This window comes from Blautia sp. MCC269 (genome assembly GCF_018785655.1).
In the GTDB taxonomy this organism is placed as follows: Bacteria; Bacillota; Clostridia; order Lachnospirales; family Lachnospiraceae; genus Blautia_A.
Map to the genome: position 1 here is coordinate 1 of NZ_WQQE01000052.1, position 11,480 is coordinate 11,480.

General features: G+C 43.4%; 9 protein-coding genes. 8 read left to right on the forward strand and 1 reads right to left on the reverse strand.

From position 1 onward, the window contains the following. A partial coding sequence (locus GPK88_RS16005) for a transposase (RefSeq protein ID WP_215708041.1) occupies nt 1–1,162 on the reverse strand: 1,162 nt, incomplete at its 3' end. A 583-nt stretch (nt 1,163–1,745) separates the two neighbouring features. On the opposite strand from GPK88_RS16005, the gene GPK88_RS16010 reads away from it, so the two are divergent. The 8 genes from GPK88_RS16010 to GPK88_RS16045 all read left to right on the forward strand — a co-directional run bounded on the left by GPK88_RS16010 (nt 1,746) and on the right by GPK88_RS16045 (nt 11,091). Further along, the gene (locus GPK88_RS16010; protein ID WP_148447085.1) at nt 1,746–2,519 is read left to right on the forward strand and encodes a NifB/NifX family molybdenum-iron cluster-binding protein; all 774 of its coding nucleotides are present in this window, start codon (nt 1,746–1,748) and stop codon (nt 2,517–2,519) included. A gap of 560 nt (nt 2,520–3,079) precedes the next feature. Further along, a complete protein-coding gene (locus GPK88_RS16015; protein ID WP_174096136.1) occupies nt 3,080–5,698 on the forward strand; it encodes a cation-translocating P-type ATPase in 2,619 nt (872 codons plus the stop codon). 2 nt (nt 5,699–5,700) lie between these two features. Continuing rightward, nucleotides 5,701–6,915, forward strand: coding sequence for an AI-2E family transporter (locus GPK88_RS16020; RefSeq protein ID WP_294409018.1), 1,215 nt, complete (start codon nt 5,701–5,703; stop codon nt 6,913–6,915). A 59-nt stretch (nt 6,916–6,974) separates the two neighbouring features. Further along, entirely contained in the window at nt 6,975–7,388 is a 414-nt protein-coding gene (locus tag GPK88_RS16025) for an EamA family transporter (RefSeq protein ID WP_148447080.1), read from the forward strand. A gap of 13 nt (nt 7,389–7,401) precedes the next feature. Next, nucleotides 7,402–9,375: a bifunctional metallophosphatase/5'-nucleotidase gene (locus GPK88_RS16030; RefSeq protein WP_174096137.1), complete on the forward strand. Its 1,974-nt coding sequence runs from the start codon at nt 7,402–7,404 to the stop codon at nt 9,373–9,375. Nucleotides 9,376–9,546: 171 nt separating this feature from the next. Then, on the forward strand, nt 9,547–9,969 hold the full coding sequence (locus GPK88_RS16035) for a MarR family winged helix-turn-helix transcriptional regulator (RefSeq protein ID WP_174096138.1): 423 nt from the start codon (nt 9,547–9,549) through the stop codon (nt 9,967–9,969). A 1-nt stretch (nt 9,970) separates the two neighbouring features. Beyond that, on the forward strand, nt 9,971–10,417 hold the full coding sequence (locus GPK88_RS16040) for a hypothetical protein (RefSeq protein WP_330385268.1): 447 nt from the start codon (nt 9,971–9,973) through the stop codon (nt 10,415–10,417). Further along, entirely contained in the window at nt 10,414–11,091 is a 678-nt protein-coding gene (locus GPK88_RS16045; protein ID WP_195567710.1) for a hypothetical protein, read from the forward strand. Before GPK88_RS16040 ends, GPK88_RS16045 begins: the two co-directional genes overlap by 4 nt. The last annotated feature ends 389 nt before the right edge of the window (nt 11,092–11,480 follow it).

Sequence of the window (11,480 nt, forward strand, 5' to 3'; positions counted from 1 at the left end):
ACCGGCAGGCATCAAGAAAGAGAGAATCAATGGAAGAAAGGGAAGTTTTGCAGGATAAAATCTGAGGAAAAATCTTTTTCATGCGGCCAATGATATAAGAACTATTAGCCTGATAACGGTGTTTGTTAGAACTTTTAGAAGAAATACGGAGTTGCTGATCAACATCATTTTTAATGAGAGAAGAAAGATTGGAGAGAAGCATAGAGATATAAAATTCCTGAAAAACAGAGACGGAGGTAGCACCATTGAAATCTTCAATGGCGAGTCTGCTTTTCAATTCCTTATATTTCGTTTCCACAGGCCAGCGGTAAAAGTAGAGTTCACGGAACATATCGGGAGTAAAAGAAGAGTCGAGAAGATTGGTGGCAAGGTATTCTTTGGAACCATTGTCAAGGATAACTTCGATAACCCGAACAGTAATACCAGAGATTATGGAGAGGGAGTCGCCGGAACAGTTTTTAGAGATCTTGAAGTTGTCTTTCAGGCGCATAAGACAGAGATGCCCCTGAGAAGTACAGTGGCAGAAGAGATCCTGAGAATAATAGCCCCGGTCAAAAATAACGATACTGTTATGGAAGATCCCGAGATCTTTAAGGATTTTGAGATGTTCGATAGCGGCAGAACGTTCGGAAGCAAGATAATGATGTAGAGAAGCGTGGACGATATAATCATCGAGGACATCATAAATAATAGAGGAAAGAGCCATGGAGAACTGGCGGTTAGGATCTGGATGCCCAAAAAGTTTTCCAAAAAAGTCGAAGTTAGAGGGGGAATTAGGAAGTTCAAGTTTGGAGCCATCAACGGCGAAAAGATGGAGGCCATGCCAAAGTTTTCTGGCAGGGATATGCTTGTAAAAAAGGTCAACGGAGAGGTAGAAAAGCTCCTTAAATAAGTCAGGGGAAATAAACTGCCTGGCTTTGGAAAGAGCCTGTTTGGAAACGGAAGGAAAGTCCAGCTGAGGGAGATCTTCACGGATAGAAGAGAGATTTTGATACATGGAAGCTTTGGAAGAATAAAAAAGATACATAATAATGTGGAGCATAGAGAGTTTACGGCTGCGGATGAAACGATTTTTGGCGCGATGGGGTTCCAATTTGGAAGGATCTGTAATATAATTTTTAATGAATTGGATGATTGTTTTGCAGATAGTGATTCGATTCATAGAAACCTCCTGAAAATGTAATTGAATTTCTCCGGGGCGGGAGATACTATTTGATTAAGAAGCCGCGAAGCGGCTGCATTTTTGGGAGGTTTTGTCAATAGTTTTTTTAAGAAAAGAAGGAAGAATTCTTTGAAATGCAGGTAAAACAAGGCTTGAGAGAATTCTAAAATTTTTATGAACTTCTTAAGTTGACCACAGTGGGGTCTGACCACAGTGGGGTCAGGTACTCGAAAGCTGGGATAAAAGTTCTGTGAAAAGAGTATAAACTATAAACTATAAACTGGCATCTGCTTGCGGAACACACTAGGCAATGCTATTAAGCTAGATGTTCGATAAAGTGTTCGGTATGATTAAAAGAAACATGTATGTAATAAAATTACAAGAAAAAGAGTGAGAATTATCGGTTTTGGACACGACAAACAGACAGATCAGGGTCATCTGTCTGAGGGGAAAAATATTCCATTGTTTTTACCACAGTGGGGTCAGGTACTCGAAATGAGGGATGTGGGCATATGTCAAAAATGTTATTGACATATGCCTTTTATAGAGCTATTATATAAGAAAAGCGAGAAAGGAGCAGTTTATGCCGAGACCAGTAAAATGCAGAAAAGTTTGCCATTTCCCCAATGTTTTAGAATTTCTTCCGGCAGACGATACTGACAAAAAAACACCCATTGTTCTGACGGTAGATGAGTACGAGACAATCCGTCTTTTGGACAAGAAAGGTTATAGTCAGGAGCAGTGCGCAGCATCTATGCAAGTCGCAAGAACAACCGTTCAACGGATTTACGAGATTGCCAGGAAGAAAATAGCAGATGCTCTCATTGATGGATATCCACTCAGAATCGAGGGTGGGGATTTCAGAATCTGTGACGGCCAGAGCAGTAACTGCAACCTTGGAGGGTGTTACAAGCAGGAAATTTACAAAAAATATGCAGTGGAAAAAGGAGAGGGTATCATGAGAATAGCAGTAACATATGAAAACGGACAGATTTTTCAGCACTTCGGACACACAGAAACATTTAAGATTTACGATGTAGAGGAAGGAAAAGTAGTACATTCAGAAGTAGTAGATACGAATGGAAGCGGACACGGTGCATTGGCGGGAGTTCTTAATGCATTGAATGCAGATGTTTTGATCTGTGGCGGAATCGGAGGCGGCGCACAGACAGCGTTAGCGGCAGCCGGCATTAAGCTTTTCGGAGGAGTTTCCGGAGATGCGGATGAAGCAGTAGAAGCTTTTATCAATGAAACACTCGATTATAATCCGGATGTTAAGTGTTCTCATCATGAGCACAGCCACGGGGAAGGACATACATGTGGCGAGCATGGATGTGGAAGCCATAGCTGTCATTAAGAAAAATAGCAAAAAATAATAATACACAAGGATGTACAAAGGCGTTTTGCAGTCATTATTACAAAGAGTTTTTGTTTTTATCAGCAGTGATAAAAAATGTACAGGTAGTTCGAGGACTGAGAAAAGGAAAAGACCAGGGAAGAGTTGTGCAGGGTAATATTGTAGCTGATCAAAGTAATAAATCTTAAAAGGTAATAAAACGGCTGCAGGTCCATAATGTTTCCAGGGTAACGGAAGGACTCCCACTCAAAAAATGGGAGTTTTTTTGTTGCCGGAGTATCATATTTGCAAGGTGTGATTTATAAAGTATCTTGACAGAGGTACCGATCCTGTTATACTATTAAACCTGATAAAGGGGAGTAACCTACGTTTGGAAATCTGCGTTTGCAGTGTCGTCAGTACGGTGGAAACATCCGGCGCTGCAGGGAAATGGTGAGACTTTTATTGCATTTTTTGTTATGCAATAAGGGTTTCTTTTTTTATATCATTTATCAAAAAAATCCTTTATTGCATAAAAAAATTACAGTTGGTGAATATTTGCAAAAAAGGAGGTAAAGGTAATGAAGGAAATTTATCAGCAGACAGCAGAGGAAGTTCTCGAGCGTGTGGAAAGCAGGGAATCAGGGCTTACCGATGAACAGGTCAGACGGTCCAGAGAGAAGTGCGGATGGAATGAGCTTGCAGAAGGAAAGAAAAAAAGTATTTTGCAGATCTTCTTTGAGCAGTATAAGGATTTTCTGGTGCTGATCCTGATCGCATCGGCAGTGATATCCGGTATGCTTGGAGATGTGGAAAGTGCAGCAGTTATCGTGATCGTTATCACGATCAATGCGATCTTGGGAACTGTGCAGACAGTAAAGGCTGAGCAGTCCCTGCAGAGCTTAAAGAAGCTTTCCGGACCGGAGGCAAAGGTATTGCGTGATGGTGTGGCGGTACAGCTCCCGGCAAGAGAACTGGTTGTAGGAGATGTGATCCTTCTTGAAGCAGGTGATATGATCCCGGCCGATGGAAGACTGCTTGAAAATGCAAGTCTTAAGGTCGATGAAAGTGCTCTTACCGGAGAAAGTCTTGCAGTTGAAAAGAGTATGGACACTATTTTGGAGGAAGCACCGCTTGGTGATCGGACAAACATGCTGTTTTCCGGAAGCTTTGTCACATATGGGCGTGGCAGAGCAGTTGTAACGAATGTGGGAATGCAGACAGAAGTTGGAAAGATTGCGGGACTTCTGAAATCAACTTCGGAAAAACAGACGCCACTTCAGGCGAATCTGGATGATTTTGGAAAGAAGCTTTCCATTCTGATCCTGATATTTTGCGGAATTCTGTTTGCGATCAGTGTATTCCGCGGAGAGAAGATCAGCAGTGCATTTATGTTTGCAGTAGCACTTGCAGTCGCAGCGATCCCGGAAGCGTTAAGTTCTATCGTGACAATTGTGCTTTCTTTCGGAACACAGAAGATGGCAAAGGAGCATGCGATCATTCGTAAGCTTCAGGCTGTGGAAGGTCTTGGAAGCGTATCTGTTATCTGTTCGGATAAGACCGGGACGCTCACACAGAACAAAATGACAGTGGAAGATTATTATATTGATGGAAAAAGGATCACAGCAGCTGCAATCAATGTGGCAGATCCGGCGCAGAGATGTCTTTTGGACTACAGCATTTTATGTAATGATTCAACAAATGAAAATGGTGTGGAGATCGGAGATCCGACGGAAACAGCATTGATCAATCTGGGCAGCCGGTACGGGATCGAGGCTGCAGAGGTAAGAACGCTTTATCCAAGGGAAGGAGAGCTTCCCTTTGACAGTGACCGTAAGATGATGTCAACACTTCACAGGATCGATGGCGAGAACCGTATGATCGTGAAAGGTGCTGTTGACCGGCTTCTGGAGCTGACCGACAGGATCTGGACGAAGGACGGAGTGCGGGAAATCACAGAAGCAGATAAAGAAAAGATCCAGAGACAGAATCAGGAATTTTCAATGGAAGGGTTGCGGGTACTGGCATTTACCTATCGTGAAATTCCAGAGAACCATGTATTGACGACAGAAGATGAGAACCAGCTGGTATTTCTTGGTCTGATCGCTATGATGGATCCGCCGAGGGAAGAATCAAAGGCTGCAGTTGCAGAATGTATAAAAGCGGGGATCCGACCGGTCATGATCACAGGAGACCATAAGATCACAGCAGCGGCAATTGCAAAGAGGATCGGGATCTTATATGATCTGTCGGAGGCCTGTGAGGGTGCTGATATTGAAAATATGAATGATGAGCAGCTGAAGGAATTTGTTCCGAATATTTCCGTGTATGCAAGAGTGTCACCGGAGCACAAGATCCGTATTGTCCGTGCATGGCAGGAGAAGGGGATGATCGTGGCAATGACCGGAGACGGTGTGAATGATGCTCCGGCATTGAAGCAGGCAGACATTGGTGTTGCAATGGGAGTGACCGGAACCGAGGTCGCAAAGGATGCTGCAGCAATGGTGCTTACAGATGATAATTTTGCAACAATTGTAAAAGCTGTGGAAAACGGACGAAATTTATATCAGAATATCAAGTATGCGATCCAGTTTCTTTTGTCCGGAAATTTTGGTGCAATCCTGGCAGTTCTTTGTGCATCCCTTGCCGGACTTCCGGTTCCCTTTGCACCGGTACATCTGCTGTTTATCAATCTTTTGACAGACAGTCTTCCGGCGATTGCGTTAGGCGTGGAGCCGCACAGCAGTGAGGTGATGAATGAGAAACCAAGATCAGCAGACGAGTCAATACTGACAAAGGATTTTCTTGGTAAAATCGGGCTGGAAGGCTTTGTGATCGGTGGGATGACGATGATCGGATTTTTGACAGGATATCATCAGAATGGTGCGCTGCTTGGAAGTACCTATGCCTTCGGAACACTTTGCCTGGCACGTTTGTTCCATGGATTCAACTGCAAATCGGATCATCCGGTTATCTTTACAAAACGTTTCTTTAATAATAAATGGCTTCAGGGGGCATTTGCACTTGGTGCAGTACTCATTACCGTTGTACTGACGGTTCCCGGCTTTCATCTCCTGTTTAAAGTAGAGACCCTGGATCTGATGCAGCTTGGCTGTGTATATCTGTATGCATTTGCAAGTCTTCCGATCATTCAGCTGCTTAAATGGGTACGCATGAAATTAAGAAAAAGAGGAGAATGATAGTGGATATAAGTAAAATATCTGTAAAAAAAATCCGGGAGCTTATTGTGTTTACAGCATTTCTTGTGATCGCTCTGTGGAAATTTGATGTGGTGCTTGATGTGCTGAAAGCAATATGGGGGATCGCATTTCCCTTTGTACTTGGCGGAGCGATCGCATTTGTGACCAACGTGCCAATGAGCTTTTTGGAAAAGAAAATTTTTGGAAGGGTAAAAAAAGAAAATAAGATAGTCGTAAAACTGGCAAGACCGATAAGTCTGCTTCTTACGATCGTATTTGTGGTTGGCGTGATCGTACTGGTGATGTTTGGTGTGATCCCGCAGCTTACGCGGACAATGGGAACCCTGATGATGAGCATCGCTGATTTTATTCCGCAGATGCAAAGCTGGATCCGGGAATTTTCCCATAATAACCAGGAGATCATGAAGCTGGTAGATCAGGTACAGTTTAATCCGGATCAGGCGATCAAGTGGGGGATAAGCCTTCTTGGAAACGGTGCAGGAAATATGATGAATACCACAATGTCAGCAGTGGGTTCCATAGTCAGTGGATTGGCAACCTTTTTTATTGCTTTTTCATTTGCCTGCTATGTCCTTTTTCAGAAGGAGAAGTTGCATGTGCAGATCCGAAAAGTATTTTTCGCTTTTCTTCCAGGGAAAAAAGCAGATGCTTTTCTTAAAGTCTGTTCTCTGACTTATCGGACATTTGCAAATTTTCTTGCAGGTCAGTGTCTGGAAGCCGTGATCCTCGGCTGTATGTTTGTTGTTATATTGAGTATTTTGAGGATGCCATATGCACTTCTGATCGGAGTTTTGATTGCGTTTACGGCATTGATCCCGATTTTCGGGGCCTTCATCGGATGTGCGGTGGGAAGCTTTTTGATCTTTATGGTAAGCCCGAATCAGGCGATCTTATTTATTATAGTATTCCTGGTGCTGCAGCAGATCGAGGGAAATCTGATCTATCCTCATGTTGTAGGTGAATCCGTAGGGCTTCCGTCGATCTGGGTTCTTGCAGCAGTTACGATCGGCGGAAATCTTATGGGAATTGTAGGTATGCTTGTTTTCATTCCGCTGCTTTCCGTGTTCTATACTATTTTTCGGGAATTCGTATATCTGCGCCTGAAAAAAAAGCATATCAAACAGGTGACAAAGACAGAAATAGAGGAATATACGGAGGAGGAAATTGTAAATAGTGACATATCAGAGGGGAAATGATATGATGGACTTGTATTGGGATAGTTAAGAAAAATCTTATATTTAAGGGGGGAGTTACTATGTGGTTTGTGTTTGCCTTACTGTCTGCTGTATTTGCGGCGCTGACCTCCATACTGGCCAAGATAGGTATTGCCGGTGTTAATTCGAATCTTGCAACAGCGATTCGAACGATGGTGGTGCTGGTTATGGCGTGGGGAATGGTTTTCCTTACAAATACCCAGGGAGGGATCGCAGCGATCAGCAAAAAAAGCTGGCTGTTTCTGATCCTTTCAGGTCTGGCAACGGGTGCTTCGTGGTTATGCTATTATCGTGCTCTGCAGATAGGAGATGCATCGAAGGTTGTGCCGATAGACAAGCTGAGTGTCGTGATCACACTGGTACTGGCTTTTGTTTTTCTGCACGAGAAATTTACAGCAAGATCTCTGCTTGGGTGTGCTTTGATCGGTGCAGGAACATTGCTGATGGTTTTATGAAAAGGAGAGGGTTATGAAAACACGAAAGAAAATTTCAGCAAGGCTGCTGGCGATCATGCTTGCTGTCACATTGCTGCTTCCCCTTACATGGAATGTTCCGGTGGAAGCGGCAGAGACAAAGCAGATCGACGTTTTGTTCAGTCATGATACACATTCGCATTTGAACAGCTTTTCAACCATTGTAGATGGGGAGCAAAAAGAGGTTGGCGGATTTGCAAGGATCAAAACCCTGATCGATGAAAAGAAACAGGAAGATCCGGACACCCTGGTGCTGGATGGCGGCGATTTTTCCATGGGAACACTGATCCAGACCGTATACGATACGGAGGCGGCAGAGCTTCGGATGCTGGGATATCTGGGGTATGATGTGACGACTCTGGGAAATCATGAATATGATTATCGTTCAAAGGGACTGGCAAATATGCTGGAGGCTGCGAAGGATTCCGGTGAGACAGTGCCGGCGCTGGTGGTGTGCAACGTGGACTGGGACAGCATGGAGCAGGATGGATTAAGCGATGGTCAGAAGCAGATCCGGTCGGCATTTGAAGACTACGGTGTGAAGGATTATGTAGTAGTTCAAAAGGGAGATGTAAAGGCTGCAGTAGTCGGCGTGTTCGGTAAGGATGCCCTGGAATGTGCACCGACCTGTGAATTAAAGTTCAAGGATCCGGTTGAGGCCGTAAAACAGACGGTCGAAGAGATCAGAAAAAATGAAAAAGTGGATATGATCGCCTGTGTGTCCCATGGAGGAACCTGGGAGGATGAAAACAAATCGGAGGATGAGATCCTTGCAAAAGAGGTGCCGGATATCGATCTGATCATCAGCGGACATACGCACTCAGAGCTGAAAGAGGCAATTCAGCATGGGAACACATATATCGTATCCTGCGGCGAATACGGAAGAAATCTCGGCTCACTTTCCATGACACAGAAGCAGGATGGACGTTGGGAGCTGACATCCTATGAGCTGATTCCTGTTTCTGAGGAGATAAAACCGGATCAGGCGACACAGAAACGGATCGATGCCCTGATGGATACGGTAGATAAGAATTATCTTTCCGATTTTGGCTATACAAGGGAAGAGGTTCTTGCTGAAAATGATGTTGAATTCAACAGTCTGGAAGAAATGGGCACGAAGCATGAAGAACTGAATCTTGGTGATATCATGTCCGATGCATACATATATGCAGTGGAGAATTCCGAGTATTATGATGGTGATCCGGTTGATGTAGCCGTTGTTCCAAGCGGAACCGTGCGGGATACATACACAAAGGGAGATATCACAGTAGAGGATGTTTTTAATTCCTTTTCACTGGGGATCGGAAAGGACGGTGTTGCCGGATATCCGCTGATCAGTGCATACCTGACCGGAAAGGAGCTGAAGCTGGCAGCGGAGGTGGACGCTTCTGTTTCGGATTTTATGACAACGGCAAGGTTATATTGCAGTGGATTGAATTTTGCATACAATCCACATCGGATGATCCTGAATAAGGTGACAGATTGTTATCTCACCAGGACAGACGGAGAACGGATCGAGATCCAGGATGATAAGCTGTATCATGTCGTGACAGATCTGTATACCGGCCAGATGCTTGGTTCAGTGATGAAAATGTCCTATGGACTGCTGTCTCTTGAACCGAAGGATAGGGATGGAAATCCTATTGAAAATCTGGAAGATCAGGCGATCATGGAAGGTGACAGGGAGTTAAAGGCCTGGGATGCGATCGCAAGATATATGCAGTCCTTTAAAGATACAGATGGCGATGGAATTGCCAATGTGCCGGAATATTATGAGACGACACATGGACGTAAGGTTGTGGAGGACAGCAGAAATATCATTGATCTGGTGAAGCAGCCCAATAAGTTTTCGGCAATGATCGCAGGTATTTGCCTGCTCTTTATTGTGATCATTGTGCTTGTGGTATTTCTGATCCGAAGGATGATCCGCAGGATCAGAGTCAGAAAAGGAAAGAAAAATCCTAAATAAATACGGCTTAGAAGAAAGCTGTCGCTTTAGCGGTTGATAGATCGCAAAGCGGCAGCTTTTATTTTGTGGCAGCTCTATATAAATGTTAAAAGAAGATATTTTATGGTTGACAAATATGGAGCAATGCCATACAATCGTTCTAAATAGAACGAAGAGATATGGAGGAAGGTTATGTTTTTCTGGGATCAGCATAAAACGATAACAAGCTGTTATGAAAAAGTCACAGGGAGTGTATGCGAGAAATATCAGCTGACGCATATGGAATATGATATCCTTATGTTTTTGCACAACAATCCGCAGCATAATACTGCGGCTGAGATCGTTAAGGTCCGTAAGTCGACGAAATCTCACGTGTCCTCTTCTCTGAAAAATCTGGAGAGCAGAGGTCTGATCGAAAGGATCCAGAGTGCGGACAATAAGAAGCATATCGAGATCGTTTTATTAGATAAGGCAGATCTGATCATTGAAGATGGAATAAAAGCACAGAAGGAATTTGCAAAGATCGCTTTGGACGGACTGACAGGGGAAGAGAAGCGTATTTGCAAAGAGGTGTTTCATAAGATCTGCGAAAATGCGGATAAATATATGAGGTGAGATGATGAAAAAGAGATTTCATGTAAAGAAAAGGACTCTTTTGCTGATCGCGGGTATTGTATGGCTGATCGCCGGATTTAACGTTGCCAGACTTGGGATATTATCATACCGGGTGATCGATCGGAAGTGGTATCTGTATCTGTTTTCGGTCGTTGTATTTTTTTTGTTTGGCATGATGTTTTATAAGATGAGCAAAAAGCATACCAAAAGGATCCTGGGATATGAGAGTCACCGTCCGTTCTGGCATTTTTTTGATCTGAAAGCATATCTGATCATGACTTGCATGATGAGCGGAGGAATTGGTTTCAGGGCAGCGGGAATATTCCCTGATATCTTCGTTGCCTTTTTCTATTCCGGTCTCGGCTGTGCACTGGCCCTGGCGGGAGTTGTATTTACCAGAAATTATTTTTGTTATAAACAATTGATCACAAAGGAGCAGGAAGCATGAGAGAAAGCAGTAAGAAAAACATGCCGGACATAATGGAGGCAATATTTGACGCAGGATATTTGATCTTTGATCTGATCGCAGGAATTCTTTTCTTTGTATTTTCGAAGGGAAACCCTTTATTTATCCTTTACGGAGTACTGACATTGACACTTTGTGGCGGAGATGCGTTCCATCTGGTGCCAAGGATCATCAGAGCTGTCCATGGAAGCAGTGAGAAGATCAAAAGACAGCTGGGAATCGGATTACAGGTATCTTCGATTACGATGACTGTATTTTATATTATTTTACTGTATGTATGGAAGCTTACCTTCCCGGAGCTGAACGCACCGGCTACAGTGGAAGCAATGATCTGGATCTCTGCGATCATCAGGATCGTGGTATGCTTCCTTCCTCAGAATAACTGGTGTACAGATGATGGAAATATGAAATTATCCATCCTGAGAAATGCAGTTTTTGCAGTTACCGGTATCGGTGTGATCATTCTGTATGCGATCTCCGGAAATGCGAATGGGTATCACATGACAAGAATGGTTGCTGCGATCATCATTTCCTTTGGATGTTATCTTCCGGTAACCTTATTCAGCAAAACAAAGCCCAAGGTCGGATTACTGATGATCCCGAAGACCTGTGCATATATGTGGATCATTGCAATGGGACTTCAGCTTCTGTTTTAGCACAGCGTGCATTAAGTAACCGCCTGACCATGGATCAGGCATCGGATCTCTGCAGCGTATTTTGGTACGTCTGCGGACATCTTTTTTTGAGATGAATTGCAATTTCTTTTGTAAAATTGTAGAATGAAGGAGTTCATAAGAAAGAGACGAAAAGCCACTTGGGGTCAGGTACCAATGTGGTAAACATAGCGTCAACTTAAGAGAAAATCAGTCTTAGAGAAGCAACAGATTTTAAAGAAAAATAGGAAAAGAAGAAGCAGGGAAGAAAAATAAGCGTAGGAAACCAGGGCCATACGATCAGAAAAATCGAAAGCCTGAATAATAAGCAGAAATTATGAAATTAAAGATTAAAAAGAAACTTTAAGATTCCTGAAATGTGTACGTCCTTT

Coding starts and splice junctions, on each gene's coding strand:
- GPK88_RS16025 (WP_148447080.1), top strand. CDS start 6,975: ATGTGGTTTGTGTTTGCCTTACTGTCTGCTGTATTTGCGGCGCTGACC.
- GPK88_RS16045 (WP_195567710.1), top strand. CDS start 10,414: ATGAGAGAAAGCAGTAAGAAAAACATGCCGGACATAATGGAGGCAATA.
- GPK88_RS16015 (WP_174096136.1), top strand. CDS start 3,080: ATGAAGGAAATTTATCAGCAGACAGCAGAGGAAGTTCTCGAGCGTGTG.
- GPK88_RS16030 (WP_174096137.1), top strand. CDS start 7,402: ATGAAAACACGAAAGAAAATTTCAGCAAGGCTGCTGGCGATCATGCTT.
- GPK88_RS16010 (WP_148447085.1), top strand. CDS start 1,746: ATGCCGAGACCAGTAAAATGCAGAAAAGTTTGCCATTTCCCCAATGTT.
- GPK88_RS16035 (WP_174096138.1), top strand. CDS start 9,547: ATGTTTTTCTGGGATCAGCATAAAACGATAACAAGCTGTTATGAAAAA.
- GPK88_RS16040 (WP_330385268.1), top strand. CDS start 9,971: ATGATGAAAAAGAGATTTCATGTAAAGAAAAGGACTCTTTTGCTGATC.